Source organism: Paraburkholderia kururiensis JCM 10599 = LMG 19447 (genome assembly GCF_003986935.1).
Lineage (GTDB): Bacteria > Pseudomonadota > Gammaproteobacteria > Burkholderiales > Burkholderiaceae > Paraburkholderia > Paraburkholderia kururiensis.
In genome coordinates, this window is sequence record NZ_RJZE01000011.1 from 217,016 (window position 1) to 243,233 (window position 26,218).

General features: G+C 65.5%; 18 protein-coding genes. 8 read left to right on the forward strand and 10 right to left on the reverse strand.

What is annotated here, in order from left to right; genetic code table 11:
* Positions 1-30: 30 nt before the first annotated feature.
* Positions 31-3,258 (reverse strand): hypothetical protein, encoded by a 3,228-nt coding sequence (locus PKKP23_RS15530; RefSeq protein ID WP_126877551.1) that lies wholly within the window; start codon positions 3,256-3,258, stop codon positions 31-33.
* A 514-nt stretch (positions 3,259-3,772) separates the two neighbouring features.
* On the opposite strand from PKKP23_RS15530, the gene PKKP23_RS15535 reads away from it, so the two are divergent.
* The gene (locus tag PKKP23_RS15535; RefSeq protein WP_126877552.1) at positions 3,773-4,207 is read left to right on the forward strand and encodes a universal stress protein; all 435 of its coding nucleotides are present in this window, start codon (positions 3,773-3,775) and stop codon (positions 4,205-4,207) included.
* A gap of 42 nt (positions 4,208-4,249) precedes the next feature.
* Here PKKP23_RS15535 and PKKP23_RS15540 read toward each other — a convergent pair whose 3' ends face one another.
* Entirely contained in the window at positions 4,250-4,840 is a 591-nt protein-coding gene (locus tag PKKP23_RS15540; RefSeq protein WP_126877553.1) for an alpha-ketoglutarate-dependent dioxygenase AlkB family protein, read from the reverse strand.
* Positions 4,841-5,029: 189 nt separating this feature from the next.
* Here PKKP23_RS15540 and PKKP23_RS15545 point away from each other — a divergent pair, with 189 nt between their 5' ends.
* Positions 5,030-5,614, forward strand: coding sequence for a malonic semialdehyde reductase (locus PKKP23_RS15545; RefSeq protein WP_126877554.1), 585 nt, complete (start codon positions 5,030-5,032; stop codon positions 5,612-5,614).
* A 21-nt stretch (positions 5,615-5,635) separates the two neighbouring features.
* Here the strand turns inward: PKKP23_RS15545 and PKKP23_RS15550 are convergent, their stop codons facing one another.
* Positions 5,636-5,965: a hypothetical protein gene (locus PKKP23_RS15550; protein ID WP_026121209.1), complete on the reverse strand. Its 330-nt coding sequence runs from the start codon at positions 5,963-5,965 to the stop codon at positions 5,636-5,638.
* A 490-nt stretch (positions 5,966-6,455) separates the two neighbouring features.
* Between PKKP23_RS15550 and PKKP23_RS15555 the strand changes: the two genes are divergently transcribed.
* Positions 6,456-7,622: a metallophosphoesterase gene (locus tag PKKP23_RS15555; RefSeq protein ID WP_126877555.1), complete on the forward strand. Its 1,167-nt coding sequence runs from the start codon at positions 6,456-6,458 to the stop codon at positions 7,620-7,622.
* 105 nt (positions 7,623-7,727) lie between these two features.
* Entirely contained in the window at positions 7,728-8,792 is a 1,065-nt protein-coding gene (locus PKKP23_RS15560) for an AI-2E family transporter (RefSeq protein WP_126877556.1), read from the forward strand.
* A 117-nt stretch (positions 8,793-8,909) separates the two neighbouring features.
* On the opposite strand, the gene PKKP23_RS15565 is transcribed toward PKKP23_RS15560, so the two are convergent.
* From PKKP23_RS15565 to PKKP23_RS15590, 6 genes are all read right to left on the reverse strand, one after another.
* On the reverse strand, positions 8,910-10,355 hold the full coding sequence (locus PKKP23_RS15565) for a heavy metal sensor histidine kinase (RefSeq protein ID WP_126877557.1): 1,446 nt from the start codon (positions 10,353-10,355) through the stop codon (positions 8,910-8,912).
* Positions 10,352-11,038 carry a heavy metal response regulator transcription factor gene (locus PKKP23_RS15570; RefSeq protein ID WP_126877558.1) on the reverse strand — a complete coding sequence of 229 codons (687 nt, stop codon included), beginning with the start codon at positions 11,036-11,038 and terminating at the stop codon, positions 10,352-10,354. Before PKKP23_RS15570 ends, PKKP23_RS15565 begins: the two co-directional genes overlap by 4 nt.
* A 94-nt stretch (positions 11,039-11,132) precedes the next feature.
* Positions 11,133-12,776: an efflux transporter outer membrane subunit gene (locus PKKP23_RS15575; protein ID WP_168724571.1), complete on the reverse strand. Its 1,644-nt coding sequence runs from the start codon at positions 12,774-12,776 to the stop codon at positions 11,133-11,135.
* A gap of 32 nt (positions 12,777-12,808) precedes the next feature.
* Positions 12,809-14,164: an efflux RND transporter periplasmic adaptor subunit gene (locus PKKP23_RS15580; RefSeq protein ID WP_240659031.1), complete on the reverse strand. Its 1,356-nt coding sequence runs from the start codon at positions 14,162-14,164 to the stop codon at positions 12,809-12,811.
* 40 nt (positions 14,165-14,204) lie between these two features.
* Positions 14,205-17,441 carry an efflux RND transporter permease subunit gene (locus PKKP23_RS15585; RefSeq protein ID WP_126877561.1) on the reverse strand — a complete coding sequence of 1,079 codons (3,237 nt, stop codon included), beginning with the start codon at positions 17,439-17,441 and terminating at the stop codon, positions 14,205-14,207.
* A gap of 227 nt (positions 17,442-17,668) precedes the next feature.
* Complete coding sequence (locus tag PKKP23_RS15590) at positions 17,669-18,703, reverse strand: LysR family transcriptional regulator (protein ID WP_017773620.1); 1,035 nt, start codon at positions 18,701-18,703, stop codon at positions 17,669-17,671.
* 518 nt (positions 18,704-19,221) lie between these two features.
* Between PKKP23_RS15590 and PKKP23_RS15595 the strand changes: the two genes are divergently transcribed.
* The 4 genes from PKKP23_RS15595 to PKKP23_RS15610 all read left to right on the forward strand — a co-directional run bounded on the left by PKKP23_RS15595 (position 19,222) and on the right by PKKP23_RS15610 (position 24,510).
* Complete coding sequence (locus PKKP23_RS15595; RefSeq protein ID WP_017773619.1) at positions 19,222-20,490, forward strand: MFS transporter; 1,269 nt, start codon at positions 19,222-19,224, stop codon at positions 20,488-20,490.
* Between the two features lie 31 nt (positions 20,491-20,521).
* The gene (locus PKKP23_RS15600; RefSeq protein ID WP_126877562.1) at positions 20,522-22,954 is read left to right on the forward strand and encodes a glycoside hydrolase family 31 protein; all 2,433 of its coding nucleotides are present in this window, start codon (positions 20,522-20,524) and stop codon (positions 22,952-22,954) included.
* Positions 22,955-23,340: 386 nt separating this feature from the next.
* Positions 23,341-24,048, forward strand: coding sequence for an MgtC/SapB family protein (locus tag PKKP23_RS15605; protein ID WP_126877563.1), 708 nt, complete (start codon positions 23,341-23,343; stop codon positions 24,046-24,048).
* Between the two features lie 210 nt (positions 24,049-24,258).
* A complete protein-coding gene (locus PKKP23_RS15610) occupies positions 24,259-24,510 on the forward strand; it encodes a GlsB/YeaQ/YmgE family stress response membrane protein (RefSeq protein ID WP_017773616.1) in 252 nt (83 codons plus the stop codon).
* 62 nt (positions 24,511-24,572) lie between these two features.
* On the opposite strand, the gene PKKP23_RS15615 is transcribed toward PKKP23_RS15610, so the two are convergent.
* The gene (locus PKKP23_RS15615) at positions 24,573-26,111 is read right to left on the reverse strand and encodes an acetyl-CoA hydrolase/transferase family protein (protein ID WP_126877564.1); all 1,539 of its coding nucleotides are present in this window, start codon (positions 26,109-26,111) and stop codon (positions 24,573-24,575) included.
* Positions 26,112-26,218 lie beyond the last annotated feature (107 nt).

Here is a 26,218-nt window from a genome sequence, read left to right on the forward strand (position 1 = left end):
AAACGGCGCGCACGGCGTACCGCAATCGGCTCAATACCGCGCCGCCAGCGTACTCACTTCCCGCTCCGCCGATACCTGCTTCACGGACTGCGCACCGATCACGTACATCGGTCCCTTCACCTGCTGCTTCACGTTGATCTCGTAGGTGTACAGCACCTGGTTCGTCCAGCTCGCGGGCGACTCCAGCACGCGCGCCATCTCGCCCTGGATACGCGCAATCTCTTTCTTGTCTTCGTCGCTGTGCGGCCGGCCGCTTTCGTCGTAGAGACGCAGCACGTTGCGATACGCGTTGATTTCCGCGCCTGCTTCGGGCGTCATGCGCTGGCGCTCGCCATGAATCTGGTTGCCGTGGCCGCTGTTGAGCTTCACTTTCGTGAGGTACTCGTTGACCTGCTGCTGGCCGTGTTCGGCGGATGCGCTCCAGTCGGCGTTGCGGCTGTCGATGTATTGCAGGTAGTGATCGACGTTCGTGAATTCGGTGTCGCGGAACGTGCGCTCCGGCACCACGTTGCCGTCCTCCTCGGCAATGCGCAGTGCCGCGCCGGTGGCCGACTGCAGGACCGACACGCCAATGCCGAACGCGGGCGTGCTCGGCAGCGAAGACGAGCCGAACGGACTGCCGGTCGAATACGGGCTGGGCGCCGGCGCTGCAACCAGCGACGCGCTGCCGTTCACGCCGGCCGTGCGCCCCTTCACCGCGGTCTCGACAGTCTGCATGCCGGTGGCGTCTTCGCGATGCATCGTGTTGCCGCTCACACGCCCTTCCGCCGTCGCATACGGACCGAACTTGTAGCCGTCCGGGTTCACGTAGCGCGCGCCTGCCGTACCGGAGACAGACACGTAGTTCGTTGCCGAGTTGTTCTCGAGCCAGTTGATGGAGAGGTCCGGGTCCTTGTAGAACTCTTCGGCAAGGCCGTCCCACATCTCCGTCTGCGAGCGCGGCGCCTGCGCGCCAGGCCCGGACCGATAGATGTTGCGCACCACCGACTGCAGTTTGTCGCGCCACGCTTCGGGTTCCCCTGCGGGATCTTCCGTGCCTCTCACGCGTGCGCGAAACATCACGCCGCGCGGCTTGCTCGTGTCGCGCCCCGCTACGGCGCTACCGTAGCCGCTCGCCATGAGCCGGCCGCCCAGCAACGACCAGCCGATAAAGCCGCCCATGCCCGCGTGCATCGACACGCGCTTGTCCGTGCCGATGAAAAGCTGGCCGTTGTGCGCCGACGAACCCACCTCGACGACGGAATGCCGCCCGCGCAGAAGCGCCACGTCGGGCGCAATGGCCGCCGCGGGCAGCCCGACGATGCCGAGCGCCGTCGCCAGGTTATCCGAAATGTTTGCGTTGACGCCGTAGACACCGCCGCTCGAAAGCTGCATCTGCCACGTGCGCGGCATGTTGCCGATCACGTAGCAGAGCGAATCGCCGATGCCCTCCACGCTGCTGCTCGCCTGCGGGTCCGGTTCGTAGAGCACGACCTTCATGCGTTCGATGTTCTGGCGCAGCGTGCGGTCTCTCGTATCGGGCACGACGTCGTCCATGGCCGCGCCGGATTCCTCGGCCCAGGTGGCGAGTTCGTCGGCCGTCATCTGCCTGGGCAGGTCCTTGAACGCCTGGCTTTCGCGTACCGTCTTGCGATCCACGTGCAGCATCTTCGCGACTTCGCGCTCGATGATGCCGCGCTGCGTGCGTCCAAAGCCAATGCCCCGGCGCAGCTTGCCCTTCGCGCCGATCGCCTGCTGCCACTGACCGAGCGCGACCGCGCGCACCGCATTCTGCACGAGCTGGGGGTCCGGCTGCTGCCCGTACGGCGTGACGGGCGCAGCCACGATGCTGTTGTTGAGCTGCTTCATGACGACGTCGATGGAAAGCACCGTGCTGAAGTCGTCTTCGGGATGCTGAAGCAGGCCGCCTGCTGTGCCGAGATTCAGTGCGTCGTGCGCCGAATTATTGGTGCCGACGGTGTGCTGCGCGGCCTGCGCCATGCGCCTCGGACTCTTCATGAAATTGGCGGCGCGACGCAGCCACGAGCCGGTTTGCGCGTTCCGCGCGGTGCGCTGCGCCTGCGTGACCATGTGGTACATGCGCGACTGCACCTGCCCGAGCTTCTCTTCGCTGATGTGATTGCGAAACGCGAGATACGCCGAGCGAAAGCGCGTTTCGGGATTCGCCCGCGGATCGTCGATGAGCGCTGCGCCGCAGATCAGCGCCTTGGCAGCGAGCGGTTCGCTGCCAAGCGCCTTCGCGACCGTATCGGGCGCGTCGCTCGCCAGCCCTGGGTGACGGTCGGCGCGCGGCAGTACGGTGTTGGCGGCCACCAGCATCTCGCCGATGTCGCGCGGACGCGGTTCGTTCGGCGGCCAGTGCTTGAGCAGCCTGTCGGCGGCACGCCGGGTTTCGCGATTCGCGTCGTTGTGAATCTTGTTCTCGGTCTTGCTGAACGAAGAGGACTGCAGTTGCGTGAGTTCGTGCGGCGCGACGATGGAGAGCGCCTCGAAGCTGAGCGGCGCACGGGACAGCGCGCACGTCAGCGCGAAGAGATCGCGGCGCTCGTCGTCGGAGCGCGGCACGGACGAATCGCGCAACTGGTCGAGCAGTGTGTTCGCACGGCCCACGTCGCCGCCCGACACCTCCGCGAGCGCGCGGCCGAGCATCAAGGCGAGCGTGTGAGGCGGCTCGCCGCGTTTGTCCGCGGGAATGGCATCGCGGATTTTTTCGCCGAGCGCCGCCCGCTCGTCTCGCGCGGTGGGATGCGTGCCGAGCGTGAAGCCCGACGCAATGCGCTGCGCCGCGGGGCCGGCGTGATTGAGTTCGAAGCTGGCTTGCGAACGCGTGCGGTCGGTCTTGCCCGTCACCCTCTTCACGTCCTTGTTGCGCAGGCGTTCGACCGAGGCCGGCGCAGTCGCCTTCGGGTCGGGCGTGCGCACCTGGCGCTTGTGAAGCTGGACGTCAGGCTGGGCCGGCATGGCGTCGACGGCATTCTTCGTGTAGCCAGGCAGTACCGGAAGGGAACGCGTGCCCGGGCGGAACTTGCGACCCACGTCGCCCTTCAGGTCCGTCCGCATCACGGCTTTTTCATCCGGTTGCGCGGGCTGGCCACGCACCGCCTGGTTGAGTGCGCGCAGCGGCTCGAGCTGGGTGCCGGCCGGGCGCGTCTGGGCAACCGGCTTGACCGCCGCGGGCTCGTTCGGGGTGGCCGGCGTGGGCTGCTGCGGCGCGGAGGGCAGCAAATGGTTCTTTAGCCAGTTTCCAATCGTCGTCACATCGCCTCTCCAATGAGGGACTCGCCCGCCAGACGGCAGGCACAGCCACAGCCACAGCCACAGCCACAGCCACAGCCACAGCCACAGCCACAGCAAGGCGACTATAGGTCCTGATCGCGATCCTTACGGCCGCCCTGCGAACCGGGAGACGAACGGGCGAAGCTGAATCGCACGACCGTGTCATACGTGTGACGAAACGCTATCTGGCGATGTGCGCGTATCCGGTTTTTATGCGCATAAAGTTTTTTTCGCGTTCGTGCGAGAGAACCGCACGAGAGACAACACTCCGCTGGGCGAAATTTGGAAAATTGAGCGGTATTGAAAGACGTTGAGCAATATTTGTAATCAATACAACGCATTTCCCTTTACGCCGCGCTTTTGACACCCTTTTTACGCGCCGCCACCTACTCTTCCCGTCAGCGACCGGAGGGCAACGGCGAAAGGCGGTTCCAGCACGCTGTCCCCCTCTTCGGCCGGTGAAATTCACTCCCCCATCCACAAGGAAGGACCTGTCATGCTGAAGCTGCTGGTTCCCGTGGGCCGTTCGAAACGGTCGTTGCAGGCCGTGCGGCACGCGGCGTTTCTCTACCACGAGCGATGCGTGTCCGAAGTCGTGCTGCTAAACGTGCAGCCGCCGCTCGAATCGACGCGGCTCGAAGCGTTCTACCCGCTCGAAGAACTGCGCGCCATGGAAGCCGCTGCCGCAAACGAGGCGCTGGAGCGCGCCGCCCGCATTCTCGACGACGCCCACGCGCGCTATTCGCTAGCGGTGCAGGTAGGTCCCCTCGCCCCGACGATCGCCCATTGCGCCGACGAGCAGCGCTGCGACGAGATCGTGGTCGCAGCCCCGCCCAGGGGCGTGCTGCATGCAATCCGGCACATCGCCCGGCAAAGCGTGCTCGACCGGCTCGTGCGCATTGCGCGCGTGCCCGTCACAGCGGTGCGTTGATGCAAGCCGACTTCACTCGCGCTCGTCGCGCTCAGTGGACCTTCAACGCCGCGGCGTCACCCAACGAAACGTGAGATTCACGCGTTCGCCGCGTACGTCTGGCGCTTTCGGCACGCGGTGCCGCCATTCGGCCTGCGTCCTGCCGCGCATCACGAGCAGGCTGCCACCCTTCAACTGGAACGAGCGCACCACGCCCGTCGCGTTGTGCCGCAAATCGAAGCGTCGCGTCGCGCCCAGACTGACCGATGCGATGACCGGTTCCGGCCCGAGTTCAGGCTCGCGGTCGGCGTGCCAGCCCATGCTGTCCGTGCCGCTGCGGTAGCGGTTGAGCAGCACGCTGTTGAAGCGCACGCCGCACACCGCTTCGGCCGCCGCTTTCAACGCAGCCACGGCCGGCACCCACGGCTGCGGCACATTGCGAATGCCGGAATACACGTAGACCGCGTCGGGCTCGCCTTGCCATGCCGTCAGGCGCGGCAGCGGCACGCGCCCGGCGGGCGTGCCGATGGTGTCCTGCTGCCATGCGGTCTGCGCGATCACGTCGTCGAGCGCGCGCGACGCCTCGGCGGGCGTGAGCCAGTCGGGATACCAGGCGACATCGGGTTGCGCAGCGTCGTCGAACAGATCGAACATGGCAGAGCGTGTAGCTGGACGTAACAAAAAAGGTTCGGGCAAACCGGGGGTGCGCGGATAAAAACGCCCGCGTCGATCGTTATTATGGCGCTTGAAAAGCACGTGCCTTCCCGCGCCTTGCTGTGTCGTTCGCGTGCGAGCCTGCATCCGGTCGCGGTCCTTCCACCTCCACGTCAAGAGGTTCCGATCATGATTCTTTCCGACGACACGCTCGACCAGTTGTTTCGCAAAGCGCGCACCCACAGCGTGTGGCGCGACGAACCTGTGGACGACGCGTTGCTGCATCGCATCGTCGAACTCGCGTTGCTTGGACCGACGTCGGCCAACTCGAGCCCCGGCCGCTTCGTGTTCGTGAAATCGCGCGAGGCGAAAGAGAGGCTGCGGCCCGCGCTCGCCCCGGGCAATGTGGACAAGACGATGGCGGCGCCGGTTACGGTGATCGTCGGCATGGACATGGCCTTTTACGAGCACCTGCCGAAGCTGTTCCCGCATGCCGACGCGCGCAGCTGGTTCGCCGGCAACGATGCGGCCATTGCCGACACCGCGTTTCGCAACGCCTCGCTGCAGGGCGCGTACCTGATCGTGGCGGCGCGGGCATTTGGCCTGGATGCAGGGCCGATGTCCGGCTTCGACAAGGCGAAGGTGGACGCGGCGTTCTTCGCCGGTACGACCGTGAAGTCGAACTTCCTCATCAACCTGGGCCACGGCGACGCATCGGCGCTGCATCCGCGCAACCCCAGACTCTCGTTCGACGAAGCCGCGCAGATCGTTTAGCGGCGGTCGTTTAGTGCCCGCTCACGCGAACAGCGCGATGTAGAACACCACCGCGCCCACCAGCGCGCCGAGAAAGCAGAACCCCTCGGGCGGCTCGTCGGTGCTCGTGCGCAGCCAGGCGGCCGCGACACCGAAGAGCCCCGCGATGCCGAGCGCCACGAACACCATCACGGCGTCGAAGAGCGCGGTGCGTCCCAGCTCCGAGAAGGCGATGTGCCGCACGCCGTACCAGACGCCCAACGCCATCAGCGAAAGCACGACGAGCGGCAGCATCACATGACTGCCTTCGTGCCCGAGATGGTGCGTCGAGTGCGCGTGATGACCGTGGTGAACCAGCCTTGTCATTCTCATGGTTGTCTCCCCCGCCGCCGTCCGACGGCGATCGAACGCGCTGCCGGCCGAAAAACGTGCGCAGGACGGTGGTCCGCGCTTTAGGAGCTTGAAGAAGCTCGAGACCCGAGGCGGCAGGGTTCCATTCGAGAATAGTCGATGGCGGGTCTGTTTCAAAGCCTGCTTAATTCGGACCCCAACATAGATTTCGGCGACGCGGGGTGCTGTCGCGCCGGGGCTCTCCAAGGCGTCAGCCCGCTCCGATACTGCTCTGATGCCGCACCGCACCCAACCCGCACGCAGCCGCGTGCGCCCGCGCCATCCCGCCGTTTTTGCGTAGCCGGCAGCCTGTAGCGACTCTGGGTAGAATCATTGCAGCCAACGCTTTCGCGGACGCTGCCGCGTGCTTCGCGGCGGCGTCCAGGCTGTGCACTTGCGCGACCGGCCCTGCCGCCGCATGCCGCACCGCCTCCCCTGCAAGGCGCCCCTTCCCCCTCCGTTCACCGCCCGTATGCGACGCTTCTCCTCGTTTTTCATCCGTTTCATCGTCATCGGCGTGCTACTGCACGTGTATGTCGGCTTCCGGCTGATTCCGGACCTGGCCGTCTCGCCCACCGGCAAGTGGCTCGCCGGGCTGTACCTCGTGCTCTCGTGCCTGCTGATTCCGCCCGGCATGCTGGCGCGCATGATCGAGCGCCAGCCGCTCGCGGACCGCCTCGCCTGGATCGGCCTTTCCGCAATGGGCTTCTTCTCGTCGCTGCTGGTCGCCACCTTCCTGCGCGACGTGCTGCTCGCCTCCTTGCTGACCATCGACGCCATCTGGCCGCACGTGCTCGCGCGCTGGCGCACCGACACGGCCGCGTTCGCCGTCGCGCTCGCCGTGGCGTTCTCGGTCATCGGCCTCGTCAATGCGCGGCGCCGCGCGCGCGTGGTGACTATCGACGTGCCCATCGAGCAACTGCCCGAGGCGCTGGAAGGCTTCACCATCGTCCAGATCAGCGACATCCACGTGGGCCCCACCATCAAGAACGACTACGTGAATGCGATCGTCGACGAAGTGAACCGCCTTGAGCCCGACCTGATTGCCGTGACCGGCGACGTGGTGGATGGCAGCGTGGACCAACTCGCCGACCACACGCGACCGCTCGGCCGCCTCGCCGCGCGGCACGGCGCCTACTTCGTGACGGGCAACCACGAGTACTACTCGGGCGCCCATGCGTGGATCGACGAGTTCCAGCGTCTCGGCCTGCACGTGCTGCTCAACCAGCACGCGGTGGTGGAGCACGAAAGCGCGCGCGTGGTGGTGGCCGGCGTGACCGATTATTCGGCGGAGCAATTCGACCCCGAACATCGCAGCGACCCCGCGGCCGCCCTGCACGGCGCGCCGCCCGATGCCCGCGTGAAGATTCTGCTCGCGCATCAACCGCGTACCGCGCTCGCCGCCGCGCAGGCGGGCTACACGCTGCAGCTTTCCGGCCACACCCACGGCGGCCAGTTCTTCCCCTGGAATTTCTTCGTGCGCCTGCAGCAGCCTTTCACGGCGGGCCTCGCGCGCCTCGACGGGCTGTGGGTTTACACGAGCCGGGGCACCGGCTACTGGGGGCCGCCGAAAAGATTGGGCGCGCCGTCGGAAATTACCCGGCTGCGGCTGGTCAAAGGGCTGGTAGCGGCTTTGTAAGCTGACCGTATACTTCCTGCATCCCTTTTTCGACCGGTTCGCCGCGCTGGCCCGTTACGGCTGTTATGTCCGTTACGGCCCGCGCGGCGAGCACCGCTCCCGCCCATGGACAACAAGAAGAACCTGAACCAGACGTCGTTTCACCTGTTGCTGCTCGCGGTCTCCATCGCGCTGTGCCTGATTCTGCTGCCCTTCTTCAGCACGATTCTGTGGGCTGCAATCCTCGCCATGATCTTTCAGCCCGTGCAACGCCGGCTGCTTGCGCGGCTCGGCCGGCGCCGCAACCTGGCGGCGCTCGTGTCGCTGCTGACCTGCGTGGTGCTGGTGATCCTGCCGTTGATGCTGGTGGCGGGCACCCTCGTGCAGGAAGTGGTCACGGCCTATACGGCCATGAAGTCGGGCGGGTTGAACTTCGGCGAGTACTTCAACCAGATGGTGCACATGGCGCCCGCGTGGCTGCAACGGCTGCTCGACCGGCTGGGCGTGTTCGACCTGCATGGCCTGCAGCAGAAGCTCACCGCGGGCGCAGCGCAGATCAGCCAGTTTGTCGCCACGCAGGCGCTCTCCATCGGGCAGAACACGCTGCAATTCCTGGTGAGCTTCGGCGTGATGCTGTACCTGTTCTTCTTTCTCGTGCGCGACGGTCAGACCATCTCGCGCATCGTGCGCGACGCGATTCCGCTCGACCGCGACCGCAAGCAATATCTGCTGCGCAAGTTCACCACCGTCATTCGCGCGACGGTGAAGGGCAACGTGGTGGTGGCGCTCGTGCAAGGCACGCTGGGCGGCCTCGCGTTCTGGGTGATCGGCATTCAGGGCGCGCTGCTGTGGGGCGCGCTGATGGCGCTGCTTTCGCTGCTGCCCGCTATCGGCGCGGCGCTCGTCTGGGCGCCGGTCGCGATCTATTTCGTGCTGACCGGCGCGCTCGCGAAGGGCATCGGGCTCTTTCTTTTCTGCGCGCTCGTGATCGGCACCGTCGATAACGTGCTGCGGCCCGTGCTGGTGGGCAAGGACACGCGCATGCCCGACTGGGTGATCCTGATCTCGACGTTGGGCGGCATGTCGCTCATCGGCATCAACGGGTTCGTGATCGGCCCGCTCGTCGCGGCCCTCTTCATCGCCTGCTGGGACCTGTTCGCTCGCGACAAGCGCGAAGCGGACAACGAATGAGCGGGCTCGCTCGATACACGTAAGGTCGAACGCACCGGCTTGAACGCACCGGCTTGAACGCACAGCTCGAACGCACAGTTCGAACGCGTCAGACAGCCACGCGTGCAACGCACCCGCTCAAGTCGACGCGCGAGCCGGCAACGTGGTGCGCCCCGCGCGCCGCGGCTGCGCGGGTTCGCTCGACGGCGCCGGTTGCGCGCCGCCGCCGGCCGCCACTGAAAAGCCGAACGTGTTGATGCCGCCTTCGCTGCGCACAAACACGCTGCCGTTGTGCATCTCGGCCACGGCCTTCACGATGGAGAGCCCCAGACCGTGGTTTTCGCGGCTATTCGAGCGCGCTTCCTGCAAACGGTAGAAGCGGTCGAAGATGTGCTCGCGCGCCTCCGCGTCGATAGGCTCGCCCGGATTCGACACGGCAATCTCCACATGCTCGCGCTGCTGCACGATGGCGACGTGCAGCATGGTGCCCGCCGGCGAATGCTGGAGGGCGTTCACGAGCAGGTTGCTCATGGCGCGGCCGAAAAGCGACGTATTGACGGGCGCACGCGCGTCGCCGTGCATCGTGACGTGCAGTTGCGCCTCTTCGAGCGGAATCTCCAGGAACTCCAGCATGCGCGCCACCTCGCCTGCGAGCGAGACTTCGATCAGGCCGCTCGCGCGTTCGCCGCGATCGCAACGCGAGAGGAACAGCATGTCGTTGACGATCACCTTCAGCCGCTCGAATTCCTCGAGGTTCGATTGCAACGTCTGGCGCAACTGCATGACGGAGCGGTCGCGCGTGAGGGCCACCTGGGTCTGGCCGATCAGGATGCTCACGGGCGTGCGCAGTTCGTGGGCAACGTCGGCGTTGAACGATTCGAGCCGTTCGTAGGCGCGGTCCAGACGTTCCAGCGCGCCGTTGAACGACGTAGCCAGTTCGTGCAGTTCTTCGGGCAACGCGTCGGAATGCAAACGCTGCCGGCGATTCACGGGGCTCAGTTGCGTGGCCTCTCTCGACAGACGCGTGAGCGGCGCAAGGCCGAAGCGCGTAACGGCCCGGCTCAGCAGCAGCACGACGAGCGTCGCGAGCGCGATCAGCAGGCCGAGCGCCACGCCGATGCGATGCAGCATGCGTTCGGTGCGTTCGCAGTCGCTTGCCACCACGAGCTTGAGGTTGGGACGCTCGCCGGCGCCCGGTATGTCGTAAGTGGCCGTGATGACGTCGTAGGGATGGCCCGGCAGACGGATCTTCGCGTAACGGCCTTCGGGCGCCGCAGTCAGCGTGCCCTTGATCGGCGTGCCGAACGTGAAGCGCGGGTCGGGGCTCTCGATGTAATAGCTCGTGTGACTGTCCGGCGTGGAAAGATCAGCGAGCTTTTCTTGCACGAAATGCCATTTCGCGGCGAGCGGCGAATGCGAGACGATGACCGTCGCCACGCGCGAACGCGTGTCGAGCGTGGCGCGCAGCTCGTTGAAGAGTTGCCGCTGCATCATCACGAAGAGCCCCACGCCGACGAGCGTGAAAACGATTAGCGAGACCACCGCGAACATTGCGGAAAGCCGCATGGAAATGGAGCGCTTCATGTTTGCCCTCCCTCTTCGCGGACTTCGAGCACGTAGCCCATGCCGCGGATGGTGTGCAGCAGCTTGGCGGAATGCGGGCCGTCCAGCTTCGCGCGCAGCCGCTTGATGGCGGTCTCCACCACGTTCGCGTTGCTTTCGAAGTTGACGTCCCACACGAGTTCGGTGATCAGCGTCTTCGAGAGAATCTCGCCGCGCCGCCGCGCGAGCACGGAAAGCAGCTGGAACTCCTTCGCCGTGAGATCGAGCCGCACGCCGTCGCGCATGGCACGTCGGCTGATGAGATCCACCTGCAGATCGCCCACCGAAATGACCGTGGATTCCTGCGCCCGCGCACGCCGCGTCAGCGCGCGCAGGCGCTCAACGAGCTCGAGGAACGAGAACGGCTTGGTGAGATAGTCGTCGGCGCCGTCGCGCAAACCGTGCACGCGGTCATCCACGCGGTCGCGCGCCGTGAGCATGATGACGGGCGTCTGCTTGTGCGCGCGCAGCGTGCGCAGCACGCCGAAGCCGTCGAGCTTCGGCAGCATCACGTCGAGAATGATCACGTCGAAGTCGTATTCGATCGCCATCCACGCGCCTTCCTCGCCGTCCATCGCCACGTCGACGATCCAGCCCTGTTCCGTCAGGCCACTGTGCAGATAGTCGACGACCTTGCGTTCATCTTCGATCACCAATACTTTCATATCCCCTTCCTTACGCTTGCGCTCCGCGGTGTGCCGTGCGGGCCGCAGCATGGCGCGTTCACGAAGGCGAGCGCCATGGCACGGGCTGACCGCTTCAGCCGCCGCGCTTGCCTCGGTTGTCTGCGGCTGGACTCACCGCTTGATTTGCGGCTTGATCTGCCGCTTGATTCACCGCTTGATTCACCGCTTGATCTGCCGCTTGATCTGCCGCTTGATCTGCCGCTTGATCTGCCGCTTGATTCGCCGCTTGATTCGCCGCCCCGCCCGTCTCGCCACCCGCTCCATCGTGCCCCATGTTGCCCGCGACGTGCGCCGTCGCGTCGTCCGCACTCCAGCCACCGCCCAGCGCCTTCGCAAGAAACACCACGAGCGCCGCGCGCTGCCCTTCGATCTGCACTTCCTGGCGCTCGCTCGTGAGCAGTTGCTGCTCGGCGCTGATCACGTCGATGAACGCCGCGAGGCCGCCCTGGTAACGTGCCTCGGCGAGGTCCACGAGCTGGCGCGCATCCACCACCGCCGCGTGCGCCTCCCGCGCGGCTTCTTCGAGCACCGAAAGCCCCGTGACCGCATTCTGCACCTCCTGGAACGCCGTGAGCACGGTCTGCCGATAGTTCGCTTCGGCCGAGGCGTAGCCCGCCTGGGCGAACGCGACGCCTGCCGCACGCTGGCCGCCGTCGAAGAGCACCTGGCTTGCGGACGCACCCACGGACCACACGAGGCTCGGCAAGCTGAAGAGGCTCGCGAAGCGCGTGCTTTCCCAGCCGATGCCCGGCGTGAGCGTGAGGTCCGGAAAATACGCGGCACGCGCCACGCCGATCTGCGCGTTGGCCGCCGCCATGGCGCGCTCGGCGGACGCGACGTCGGGCCGGCGCTGCAGCAGGTCGCTCGGCATGCCCGTGGGCAGCTTCGGCACGGGCAGCGCCTTCACCACGGGCGCCAGCACGAACGTGGGCGCCGGCTGCCCGACGAGCACTGCGATGGCATGCTCGAACTGCGCGCGCTGGTTGATGAGCAACTGCGCCTGGGTACGCGTGGCGTCGAGCTGTGCCTGCTGTTGCAACAGATTGAGCCCCGATACCGCGCCCAGGTCGTGCTGCGCGGTCACGAAATCGAGCGCCTTCTGCTGCAGCACGACGGACCGGTTCACCACGTCCACTTCGTTGTCGAGCTCGCGCAGCGCGAAGTAGTCGGTAGCAAGTTCAGCGGTGAGGACGAGCCGCGCGTTCGCGAGGTCGTCGCCGGCCTGCTGCGCTGAAGCCTTCGCGGATTCGATCGAGCGGCGAATGCGGCCGAACAGATCGGTCTCGTAGCTCACGGTGGGACCGATGGTCAGATCGTTCTGCACCGTGGACATGTTCTGCGTCGCGTAGTTGAGCTTCGGCCGGTTCTGCGAAATGCGCGCGCGCTCCGCGGAGGCGGAGAGATCGATCTGCGGAAACAGCGCCGACGACACGGACGCCAGCGTGGCGCGCGCCTGCGCATAGTGCGCGACGGCCATTTGCAGCGTCTGGTTGTTCGCGAGCGCCTCGATTTCCAGCGTATTCAGTTCGTCCACGCCGAATGCGCGCCACCACTGCGGATCGAGCGGCGCGTGAGACGGCCGCGCCGGCTGCCACCACGTGTCGCCCTGGGCGACGCGCCACGATGCCGGCGCAGCGGTTTCCGGGCGCTGATAGTCGGGGCCCACGGTGCACGCTGCCAGCATCGCCGCCGCAAGCATCGCGACGGTCGCTCGCATGGCGTTCACGTTCGCTTTCACGGCCTCGCGCTTCACGACGCGGCTCCTCCTTGCGATGGCGCTGACTTTGCATGGGCACCGTCCGTGCTATCCGCGGTAGCCTGACGCGCCTGAGCGCCAGGCACGGAGCCCGGTGTGCCAGGTGTGCCCGGCGCGCTGCGTCCGCCCGGTTCGCCACGCGCAGGCGTCTGCGCGACGATCACGCTGTCGCCGTCCGCGAGCGAATCGCTCGGGTTCACGACGATGCGGTCCTGCGCCGACACGCCCGTGCCGATCACAAGCGACTGCCCCAGGTCCCGCGTGATCGTGACCGGCTGCAAATGCACGCGCCCATTCGCATCCACTACGGCGACGCGCGGGCCTTCCGCGCGAAACAGCAGCGTGTTGCCCGGCACCGTGAGCGTGCCCGGTGCGTCGGTATGCAGCGCCGCCTGCACGTACGCGCCCGGCATGAGCTTGCCGTCGTGATTGGGCAGCGTGATCTCGACCTGCAACGAGCGCGTGGCGACGTCGATGGCGTCCGCGGTACGCGTAACGGTGCCGTCGAACGTCGTGCCCGGCAACTCGGCCTGGGTCACGCTCACGTGCTGGCCGCGCGCGACCTGTTGCGCGTAGGCCTGCGGCACCTGCACGTAGAGCCGCAGCGGATCGGCCTGGGCAATGGCGAACAGCGCGCGCCCCACGCCGCCATTGCCCGCGTTGATGAGGTCTCCCACGTCGATATTGCGTTGCGTGATGACGCCCGTGATGGGCGCCACGATGCGCTGGAACGACTTCAGCTGCGTGAGACGGCGCACGTTCGCATCCGCTGCCGCGAGGTTCGCGACGTCCTGGTTGTAGGCGCCCTGGCGGTCGTCGAGTTCCTGCTGCGCGACCGCATCGCGCTCGCGCAACTGCCGTGCGCGATCGAACGAGGTCTTCGCGAGCGCGAGCGTGGAGGCCGACTGCTCGCGTTGCGCGATGGCCTGCGCGAGTTCCTGGTCGATCTCAGGCGTATCGAGTTCGGCGAGCAACTGACCCTGCTGCACGTGCGCGCCGATATCGGCATACCAGCGCACCACGTAGCCGCTCGCGCGCGAGTAGATGGGCGACTCCACATAGCCGCGCAGCGTGCCGGGCAGCACGAGCCGGCCGTCGTCGCCCGCGGGCACGGGACGCACGACGGTCACGTACTGGCGCGCGTTCTGCTCGGTCATGCCTTCGAGCCGGCGCGCGTCGCGCAGGTTGGCGAGGATCGTGTGCGTCGCGCCGGCCGCAAGCAGCAGCGCGACGAGCAGCACCGCGATGCGGCCGCGCCGCCACACGAGGCTGCGCGACGGCAGGTCGAGGCCGCCCTCGCGCGTACTCGCCTGGATGTCCAGAGAGGAGTGATGTTGGTGGTCGTTCATGTCGTCAATCGATCGATGTGGGCTCAGGGTCGGGCCGCATTCAGTGCCCGCCGCGCGCGCCGTCGTGGTCGTTGCCGTCGCCGCTTGCATGCGAACGCGGGCCGGTCATGTCGTCTCCTCTTCTTTCGCCCGCACGGGCCGCAGCGCGCCGCGCGAGCCGGCTGTGCACGCCGGCGAACACGAGCGGCACGAACAGCAGCGTGGAAACCGTCGCGAACAACAGCCCGCCGATCACGGCGCGCCCGAGCGGCGCGTTCTGCTCAGCGCCTTCGCCTAGACCCAGCGCCATCGGCACCATGCCGATCATCATGGCGAGCGCGGTCATCATCACCGGACGAATGCGCGTGGCGCCCGCTTCGAGCGCGGCGGTGAGCGGCGGCGCACCCGCAGCGAGCCGCTGCCGCGCGAACGACACGACGAGAATGCTGTTGGCGGTCGCCACGCCCACGGTCATGATGGCGCCCGTAAGCGCCGGTACGCTCAGATGCGTGCCCGTCACGAACAGCATCCACGCAATGCCCGCGAGCGCCGCAGGCAACGCGCTGACGATGATGAGCGGGTCGGCCCACGACTGAAAGTTGACGACGATGAGCAGATAGACGAGCACGATGGCCATCGCAATGCCCACGCCCAGGCCGAGATACGACGAACGCATCGTGCTCACCTGACCGCGCATCGTGATCGTCGTGCCGCGCGGCGCCGTGGCCTGCACGCCGGCAATGCGCTGTTCGATCTGCCCCGCCACCGAACCGAGATCGCGGCCCTCCACGCTCACCAGCAGATCGATGACGGGCCGGATGTTGTAGTGCGTGACCACCGCGGGATTCGTGTGCGCATCCAGCTGCACGAGATTGCCGAGCAGTTGCAGCGGTGCGTCGGCGCGCGCCGAAACCGGCGTGTTGAGCAACTGCCCGACCGACGCCACGTTGTACTGCGGCGTCTGCACGGCGAGCGGATATTCCACGCCATTGGCGGGATTCACCCAGAACGCGGGCGAGGTCTGCGAGCTGCCGGACAACGAAATCAGCACGTTCTGCGCAACGTTTTGCGCGTTGAGGTTCAACTGCTGCATGCGCGTGCGGTCCATCACGAGCCCGAGCGCGGGCTCGTCGTTGCGCTGCGCGATGTGGGCGTCCACAGCGCCCGGCAATTGGCGGACCTCTTTCAGGAGGCGGCTTGCCAGCGCCATGTTGGCGTCCTGGTTCGCGCCGATCACCTGCACGTCGATGGCCGCGGGCTGCCCGAAGTTGAGGATCTGCGTGATGATGTCTGCGGGCTGGAAGAAAAACTCGACGCCCGGAAAACGCTGCGGCAACAGCATGCGCAGACGGTCGATGTAGGTGCGCGACGGCGGGTGCCCGTCCTTGAGCGCGACCTGGATTTCGCCGTCGAGCGTGCCGATGGTACCCGCGTTGCTGTACGAAAGATTGATGCCGCTATACGGCAGCCCCAGGTTGTCGACGATGGTCGCGAGTTGCGCGGGCGGAATCACTTCGCGAATGGTGCTCTCGACTTCGTCCGCGAGCCGCGCCGTTTCTTCAATGCGATAACCCGTGGGCGCACGCATGTGCAGGCGAATGTCGCCGGCGTCCACGCTCGGAAAGAAGTCGCGGCCCAGCACGAACACGAGCCCGAGCGAGAGCACGCAGAAGCCGAGAAACGCGCTCGCGTAGAAGCGCCGGCGCGCGAGCAGCAGACTCAGTAGCACGATATAAGCGGAGCGGAGGCGCTCGAACGCGCGATCGAAGCCGTGATGGATGCGCTCGAACCGCGAAGGCGCCGCACTCGCCGCAGCCTTGCGGTGCGAGAGCAGCAGCATGGCGAGCGTCGGCACGAGCGTACGCGAGAGCACATACGACGCGATCATCGCGAACACCACCGCTTCCGCGAGCGGCACGAACAGATAGCGCGCCACGCCGGTGAGGAAGAACATCGGCACGAACACGATGCAGATGCACAGCGTGGAGACGAGCGCCGGCACGGCGATTTCGCCCGCGCCCTCCAGAATGGCATCGTGCAGCGGCGCGCCGAGATGCAGATGGCGTTCGATGTTCTCGATCGTGACGGTGGCGTCGTCCACGAGTATCCCGACCGCGAGCGCGAGACCACCCAGCGTCATGATGTTGATGGTCTCGCCGAGCGCATCGAGCGCAAGCAGCGAAGAGAGAATAGAAAGCGGAATGGACACCGCGATGATGACCGTGCTGCGCCAGTTGCCGAGAAAGAGCAGGATCATCATCGCGGTGAGCGCGGCGGCGATCAGCGCCTCGCGCAACACGCCCTGCACCGCCGCGCTCACGAACACGGACTGGTCGAAGAGCGGCGTGATCTTGAGGTCTTGCGGCAGCGTATCGCGCACATGCGGCAGCAGCGACTTCAGCGTGTTCACGACCTGCAGCGTGGACGCATCGCCGCTCTTGAGAATGGAGATCAGCACGCCGCGCCGTCCATCCTGGCGCACCACGTTGGTTTGCGGCGAAAAGCCGTCGCGCACGTGGGCCACTTCGCCCAGATACGTGGTCGCGCCGTTCACTGTCTGCACGGGAATGCGATTGAGACCGGCGATGGTGTCCGGCGATGCGTTCATGTCCACGCGGTACTCGGTCTGCCCGAGCTTCGCGGTGCCGGTGGGCAGGATCAGGTTCTGCGCGTTGACGGCGTTCACGACGTCTGCGGGCGTGAGGCCTTTCGACATCAGCGCCTGCGAATCGATATCCACGGAAATGAGCCGCGTCTTGCCGCCGTAGGGATACGGCACCTGCGCACCCGGGATCGTGATGAGCTGCGGACGCAGGAAATTCATCGCGATGTCGTTGAGCACCTGCTCGCTCATCGTGTTGCTCGAGAGCCCGAGCTGGATCACCGGAATGCTGGACGCCGAATAACTGATGACGAGCGGCGGCGTGGCGCCCGGCGGCATCTGGCGCAACTGCGCCTGTTCCGAGGCCACGGTTTGCGCGATGGCGGTCTGCAGGCTCGCGCCGGGCTGCAGGAACAGCTTGATGATGGCGATGCCCGGCAGCGACTGCGATTCGATGTGCTCGATGTTACTGACCGTCGTGGTCAGCCCGCGTTCGTTCACCGACGTGATGCGGTCGGCCACGTCTTTCGCCGAAAGCCCCGTGTAGTTCCAGATGATGCTGATGACGGGGATGTTGATGGACGGCAGCACGTCGGTTGCCATGGTCATCAACGCGAACGGCGTGGCCAGCAGAATCATGATGGCCATCACGATGAACGTGTACGGCCGCTTTAACGCGAGATTGACGATCCACATGTGACAGCGTCGGGCAGGAGCAAAAGGCGGTCATGCCCAGGCGCGGGCGGTTCCGCATGATAGGAAAGCGCGCGGGGCGTGCCGATGACGCCAAAATGGCGCGGCTGTCAGGAAAGACGCATGCCGCAACGGCAGCTTGCCGTTGCACGAGCGCCGATCCTGCCTCTTCGAAGAGAACAGGACGGGCGTGGGTGCTTCGGTACGTTGTCGGCGATTCAGTGCGTGAATCAGTTCACGAGGCGCAGCCGCTCGGCTTCGCGGATATCGCGTACGTCCCGCACGTCGCGTACATCGCGCGATGCACGGTGACGCATGCCGAATTCAGCGAGCCTGCCGTCGTGCGCACGCAGCGCGGCTTCCTGCTCCGTGAGCATCTGCGGCACGCTCTTGCGCAGGAATTCGACGAACGTGCGGATTTTTGCGTCGACGTAGCGACGCGACGCATAGAGCGCGTAGACGTTGAACTGTTGCAGGCGATGCGCAGGCAGCACGTGCACGAGCGAGCCGTCGGCGAGGCCCGGCAGCGCAACCGGTACCGGCAGCGGACCGATGCCCATGCCTTCGCGAATCGCAATGGCAAGCGCCTCGGGGCTGTTCACCTGGAGCGAGGTCAAGCCCGCGTGGCGAAAACGCTCGCCGTCCGCCCCGGTGGAGACCCACTGGCTCGCGGGCAACCCGGCCTCGGTCAGATGCACGCAGGTGTGCCGCTCGAGGTCCGCGAACGAACGCGGCGCGCCGTGCTTCACGAGATAGTCGGGCGAGGCGCAAAGAATGGCCGAGGTGGTGCCCAGATGCTGCGAAATCAGCGCGGAGTCTTCGAGTTCCGCAGCCACGACGATCGAGACGTCGAAGCCCTCTTCCACGACGGCGGGCATGCGCTGCGACAGCGTGAGGTCGACGGAGACTTCCGGCGCGTGCTGGCGATAACGCGCAATGAGCGGCACCACGTAATGGCCGAAGCTGGATGCGCCATAGACCTTCAGGCGGCCTGCCGGGTTGGCCTGGGCATCGGCGGCTTCGGCTTCGGCCTGGTCGATCTCGGCGAGAATCCGCTCGCAGCGCTGCAGGTAACGCTCGCCCGCCTCGGTGAGCGACATGCGGCGCGTGGTCCGGTTCAGAAGGCGCGTGCGCAGCCGCGATTCGAGGTCCGTGATGGCCCGCGAGACCTGAGCCGTCGTCATAGCCTCGTTCGAGGCTGCCTTCGTGAAACTGCCCGACTCCACCACTCTTACAAACATCCGCATGTTGCGCAGCGTATCCATTGCCTACTCCTGTCCATCCGGTTTCGTGCCAGTCTGGAGAATGGACGAGAGGGGGTGACTGGATGCTGACCCGTTGATGACAACGGTGTCAGTTTTGCCGGCAAGCTCGGGCAAACGCGAAGTGCCGACCTGAACGCCGCGCTTTTTCGTTCGATGTTCGATCGAACATCAAAAGGCTTGACGACGCTCGTTTACGAACATACGATGCCGATCAGGTAGCCATAACATCAGTCATCAGACAACTAGAATCGCGCTGTGCGCGGCCCGAGGCGTTGGTCTGGAGTCGATGCCTGATCGGCATGAAAAGCCCGTGCAGATTCGCCGAAAACCCCTCTCCCCGGCGTTATCGAGAGGGCCGCGACGCCGGGCGTTCAGCCGACCAAGTTGTGTGACAACCTACCAGCCGAACGGCCGACAACCGTCGCGGCATCAAAGAGAGAGCCGCCTTGTTCGATCGCGCCCTTCATCCAGCGCGGCGGCAAGGACGAGCAAACGAGACAAACAGGATGGAGACAACTTTGAAAACGATTAAAGGTCTGCGCTGGTGGATCATCGTGCTCGTCTGCCTCGGCACGATCATGAATTACGTCGCGCGCAACTCGCTCGGCGTGCTCGCGCCGGAACTCAAGCACGTGCTCAACATGTCGACCCAGCAGTACTCGTACGTGGTCGGCGCATTTCAGATCGGCTACACGCTCATGCAGCCCGTGTGCGGGATCATCGTGGACCTGGTCGGGCTGCGGCTCGGCTTCGCGCTGTTCGCGGCGCTGTGGTCGGCAAGCGGCGTGATGCACGGCTTCGCGACGGGCTGGATGTCGCTCGGCGCCATGCGCGGCCTGCTCGGCCTCTTCGAAGCCGCGGCCATTCCGTCGGGCATGAAAGCCGTGGCCGAATGGTTTCCGGACAAGGAAAAGTCCGTGGCGGTCGGCTACTTCAACGCGGGCACCTCGCTTGGCGCGCTCATCGCGCCGCCTTTCGTGATCTTTCTCTCGCTGCGCCTCGGCTGGCAATCGGCGTTCATGGTGACGGGCGCGCTCGGCTTCGTATGGGCCGCGCTCTGGTACGCGCTCTACCGCTCTCCCGCAAAGCACGACCGCATTTCGGGCGACGAACTCGCGCTCATCAAGGACGGCCAGACCCAGGCACCGCCCGCCAGCAAGCGCCCCGTGCGCGACATCCTGACTTCGCGCCGCTTCTGGGCAATCGCGCTGCCGCGCTTTTTCGCGGAACCGGCCTGGCAGACGTTCAGCTTCTGGATCCCGCTCTATCTCGCCACCGAGCGGCACATGGATCTCAAGCAGATCGCCATCTTCGCGTGGCTGCCGTTCCTCGCCGCCGACCTTGGCGGCATACTGGGCGGATATCTGTCGCCATTCCTGATGAAGCACTTCCGTATTCCGCTCGTGTGGTCGCGCGTGGCCGGCGTGGTGCTGGGCGCCTTCATGATGGTCGGGCCGGCCTGCATCGGGCTCGTCGCGTCGCCGTACACGGCCATCGCGCTGTTCTGCGTGGGCGGCTTTGCGCACCAGATGATTTCGGCGCTCGTCAACACGCTCTCCGCGGACGTGTTCGACCCCGACGAAGTGGCCACCGCGAGCGGCTTCGGCGGCATGGCGGCGTGGACCGGCGGACTGGGCTTTTCGCTGGTGGTGGGGGCGCTGGCCGATCGCGTCGGGTTCGGTCCGCTGTTCGCCTGCCTTGGCGCGTTCGACCTGATCGGGGCCGTGCTGCTGATCTTGCTGATTCGCGGTCAGACGCGACAGGAACGTGCGCTATCCGCGGCGTGAGTCGCATTCGCATCCCAATCGAGGAAATTTGATGACGTCGTTACTGCATCCGCCTGTCTTCGAACTTGCGCAACGAGAAGGCAATACGCTGCGTCTCGTGAGCGAGATGGGACCGGTGATCGAGATTTTCGTGCTGGAAGAGGACATTGTCCGCGTGCGGGTGCTGCCTGACGGCACCGTGCGCAGTCCGCGCACGTGGTCGATCGCGCCCGGTGCGGACGACGTGCCGCTCGAAGGTCGCGAACGGCTGGATCTCTCAGGCTTCGCATTGCCGCGCTTCTCGCTGCGCGAGCAAGCAGAGCGGATCGTCGTGGAGACTTCGCAGGTGAGGCTCGAGGTGGCGCTGCAAGGCGGCTATTGTGCGTGGTCGTTGCGCCGCGAAAACACGTGGCAGCCCGTGATGCAGGATCGCGCGACCCAGGCCTACAACTTCGGTTGGTGGGATGACCGCGCGTATCACTACCTGAGCCGCGAAAAAGGCGAGATGTATCTGGGCCTCGGCGAACGCGCGGGCGAGCTGGACCGCGCCGGGCAGCGCTACACGATGGTGAACGTGGATGCGATGGGCTACAGCGCACGCACGACGGATCCGCTCTACAAGCACATTCCGTTCTATCTCACATGGCGGCGCGAAGCGTCGCTCGGCTTCGGCCTTTTCTACGACACGCTCGCGGACTGCACCTTCGACATGGGCCGCGAGCTCGACAACTATCACGGCCACTACCGCTACTTCGTGGCCGAGCATGGCGACCTCGACTATTACTTCATCGCTTCGCCGGATACGCCGCTTGCCGCGGTGAGCCGCTTCACGTGGCTCACAGGGCGCCCGGCGTTGATGCCGAAATGGGGCCTCGGTTACTCGGGCTCCACCATGACCTACACCGATGCGCCGGATGCACAGCGGCGCATGGGCGAGTTCATTGAACGCTGCAGCGAGCACGACATTCTCTGCGATTCGTTTCATCTTTCGTCGGGCTACACGTCGATTGGCGCGAAGCGCTACGTGTTCAACTGGAACCACGAAAAATTCCCCGACGTGGAAAGCTTCGTGCGCGGCTACCTGGAACATGGCGTGAAGCTGTGCGCGAACATCAAGCCGTGCCTGCTGCAGGATCACCCCGAATTCGGTCTGGCTCACGCCGAAGGTTTGCTGATCCGCTCTGCCGACGGCAAACCGGCGTGGGTCCAGTTCTGGGACGAAGTGGGCGCGTATCTGGACTTCACGAATCCGGCCACCATCGCGTGGTGGCGCGAACACGTCACGGACGCCCTGCTGCGATACGGCATCGCCGCCACATGGAACGACAACAACGAGTTCGAGATCTGGTCGCCGGATGCCATCGCGCATGGCTTCGGTGCGCCGTTCCCGGCACGCGAAGCCAAGGTGCTGCAAACCATGCTGATGATGCGCGCCTCGCGCGACGCGCAGCGCGCGTGGGCCCCGCGACAGCGTCCGTTCCTCGTCTCGCGGTCGGGCGGCGTCGGCATGCATCGCTATGTGCAGACCTGGTCGGGTGACAACTACACGTCGTGGGAAACGCTACGCTACAACCTGAAGATGGGGCTGGGCCTCGCGATGTCGGGCGTCTCGAACATCGGTCACGACATTGGCGGTTTCTCGGGCCCCGCGCCCGACCCCGAACTGTTCGTGCGCTGGGTACAGTTCGGTATCCTGATGCCGCGCTTCTCGATTCACTCGTGGAACGACGACGGCACCGTCAACGAACCGTGGATGTATCCCGAGACCACCGCGCACGTGGCCGCGCTCATCAAACTGCGCTATCGCTTCATTCCTTACCTGTACCAGTTGCTCTGGAACTCGACGCAGCATTACGAGCCGGTACTGCGGCCCGTGTTCGCCGAATTCCCGAACGACGCACGCTGCCCAACGGACAGCGACGACATGATGGTCGGCCGCGCGCTGCTGTTCGCTCCGGTGGTGGTGCCGGGGCAAATCGCGCGCACGGTGTGGCTGCCCGAAGGCGCGCGCTGGGTGTCGTACTGGAGCGGCGAAACCTTCGACGGTGGCCAGCACGTCACCCTGCCTGCGCCGTGGGATCAGCCCGTCGTGCTCGTACGCGAAGGCAGCGTGGTGCCGCTCAACGTGGCCGAACAGCATTTCGCGAGGCCGGCGGAACGACGTGCGTTCATCGTGGTGCCACAGGAAGGCACGGGCGTCACGACAGCCGAATGCATCGAGGACGACGGCGAAAGCGAAGCCTGGCGAGACGGCACGGTCGGCTTCTGGCAAGTGCGTGCAGAAGGCGACGACGAAACGCTCGCGCTCTCCGTTGCATGGACCGGCCGCATGGAGCGGCCAACTCAGCTCCTCGGGCCCGTCGAGGTCTGGCTGCCCGCGTCGGAATCGAGGCGCATCGTCGCGAAAACCGGAGCGCTCGTTTCGCAGCACGCCGAAGGAGGCTGGAAGCGGGTGATGATCGAAACGATCGAAGCGGCCGCATGACATGACACGGGCCGGCTGCTCGCGCCTGCCCTGAACGCGCGCCTCAAAGGTTGACGTCGCTTTGCCGCGGCCCCTACAATCCGGCCCATCGCCGAACAGGAAACCTCATCTTGGACAGTAGCTGTAGTCGACCCACAGCCCGCTCCGCCCGCTGATCCGCAAGCTCCGCGTCAGATTCTCTTCTGCCGCCGTCTTGCCTGCCGGGCAGGACGGTGTGCGTCGCCGTTATTCCTTTCCAGTCGCTGTTGCACGCTCGCCGTGCGACGTCCCACGCGTGGGCTCATCGCGCGTGCCGGGCGTTCGCTCGTGAGCGCGTGGTTTCCGGTCGGCCTTCGCATGCGTGTCATGCATGCCGTTCAACATGCGATAACGACCACAAGAAAACGATGACTCTCGAATTTGCCCTGCGGCTCGCCACCGCTTTCGCCTGTGGCGTCGCCATCGGCCTCGAACGCCAGATGCGCCAACGTACCGCCGGCCTGCGAACCATCACGCTCGTCGCCAGTGGCGCCTGCCTCTTCGTCACGCTCGGCGTGCTCACCGGAAACGGTGTGGCAGGCGTCACGCAGATCGCGGCTTATGTCGTGTCGGGCGTTGGCTTTCTGGGCGGCGGCGTCATCATGCGCGACAAAGGATCCATCCAGGGGATCAATACGGCGGCCACACTGTGGTGCTCCGCGGCCGTCGGCGTGTTGTGCGGATCGGGCCATTACCTGCCGGCATTTGCAGGCACGGGCGTCGTGCTGCTCACCAACACCGTGCTGCGAGACGTGAGCCGCATGATCAATGCGACGCCCGTTTCCGCTGCGGACCTCGTGCAGCTCTACGCGCTCACCATCGTGTGCCGCGAAGAAGACGAGATTCATATTCGCGCGGCGATTTCGAACTCGATGTACGCAGCGCCGCTATCGTTTCAGAGCTTGACGAGCGAGGACGTGGCGGACCAGCCCGGACGTATTCGCGTGACCGCGACGTTGAAGCTGCATCCGAAGGACCAGTCGAAGCTGGAACTCATGGCGAGCCGCCTCAGCATGGAGAAAAGCGTGTCGAGCGTCAGCTGGACGGCGGCGGAAGCGGAGCCGGCCCCGGAATAAGACGATTCAACTTCGTCGCGTTGAACCTACGGTGTCCGAATGACTGCAGTCGATGCCACGACTGCTTTCAATTCCCTCACAGCCCATCGTGCCGGCCCGGCAAGGAATTTCAGATAATGTTAAATCGGGTCGCAACGTGTGGACGCGTTCTGTGCGTTCGTCTAAGCTCCCTTTCACCGTGAATTCTTCACGTCAACATGGAGCAATAACATGGAACACGGCATCATCGCCTGGCTCATCATCGGCGCAATCGCAGGCTGGCTGGCCGGACTTCTGGTCAAGGGCGGCGGCTTCGGACTGATCGTCGATATCATCGTCGGCATTGTCGGCGCGTTCATCGGCGGATGGCTCGCGCGCGTTCTCGGCATCTCGATCGGCGGCGGATGGATCAGCTCGATCATTACCGCGCTTATCGGCGCCGTCATCCTGCTGTTCGTCATCCGGCTCTTCCGACGAGGCTAGAACCGGTTGGCGAGAGGCCGGGCGCTGCAAGGCGCCCGGCCTTTTCTTTTTTGGGCCTGTTTTCAGGCTCTGCGCGCCTCGGCAGCCGGCACCGCACCGAAGCCATCGGGCAGCATCGAGCCACTTCCCGCCAGCCGCAGATGCCATGCAAACGCCTGATTCAACTGGTGCGGCGTCTGCCCTCCTCCCCGCAACGCTTCCCTGTAGTAATCGAGCAGCAGATCGCGGTAGAGCGGATGCGCGCAGTTGCGGATAATCTGCTGCGCCCGCTCGCGCGGTGCGAGCCCACGCAGGTCGGCCAGACCTTGCTCCGTCACGATAATGTCGACGTCGTGTTCGTTGTGATCGCAGTGCGGCACCATCGGCACGATGCTCGAGATGCGGCCGCCCTTCGCCACCGACTTCGTCGCGAAGATCGCGCACGAAGCATTGCGCGCGAAATCACCAGAACCGCCAATGCCGTTCATCATGTGCGTGCCGCCCACGTGCGTGGAGTTCACGTTGCCGTAGATGTCGCATTCGAGCGCAGTGTTGAGCGCGATAAGCCCAAGCCGGCGAATCACCTCGGGATGGTTGCTGACTTCTTGCGGACGCAGCACGAGCCGGTCGCGATAGCGATCGAGTTCGCCGAACACCTGCTTCTGACGCGCGGCCGACAGCGTGATGGACGCGCCGGACGCGAACGTGACCTTGCCTTCGTCGAGCAGATCGAAGGTGGAGTCCTGAAGCACTTCTGAATAGATCGTGAGGGCTTCGAACGGCGACGAGACGAAGCCGGATAGCACAGCGTTGGCAATCGTCCCGATGCCCGCCTGCAACGGCGGCAACGCGGAAGGCATGCGTCCGCGTGAAACCTCGTGTTGCAGGAACTCGATGAGATGGCCCGCGATTTGCGCGGTTTCTTCGTCCGCCGGCAATACGGTGGACGAGCTGTCGGGCGTGTCGGTCAGGACGATGGCCGCGATCTTGCTGGGCGGGATCTCGATTGCGGTCTGCCCCACGCGATCCTGAGGACGCACGATGGGAAGCGGATCGCGATGCGGCCGGCGCCCCGGAATCCAGATGTCGTGCAGCCCTTCCAATGCGAGCGGCTGCGCGAGATTGATTTCGACAATAACGCGCTCCGCGAGAATGGCGAAGCTCGCCGAATTGCCCACAGAGGTGGTCGGCACGATGCCGCCGGTTTCCGTAATCGCCGCTGCTTCGATGATTGCGAGGTCGAGCTTGCCGAGCTGGTTGGCACGCAGCATCTCCACCGTTTCGGAAAGATGCTGGTCGACGAACATCACTTCGCCGCGGTTGATGGCCTGGCGCAGCGTCGCGTCCACCTGAAACGGCAAGCGACGCGCGAGCACACCCGCCTCGGTCAGCATGCGATCGACATCGTGGCCAAGCGAAGCGCCGGTCATCAGCGTAATACGCAGCGGCTCGTTCGCTTCACGTGCGCGCCTCGCAAGCGCAATCGGAACGGCCTTCGCATCGCCGGCGCGTGTGAAGCCGCTCGCGCCTACGCGCATGCCGTCGTTCACGAGTTGGGCAGCCTCTTCGGCCGATGTGATTTTTTCGCGCAGCGCGGCGCAGCGGATGCGATCGTCGTACATGAATCTTGTCTCCAGTGTCACCCGGTCTTGCCGTCACCGCTTGCTGCGGTTTCTGATGCGGCGTCCGAGCTCTTTCGATGTGGCCGGGAACGCAGACCGGACCCTGT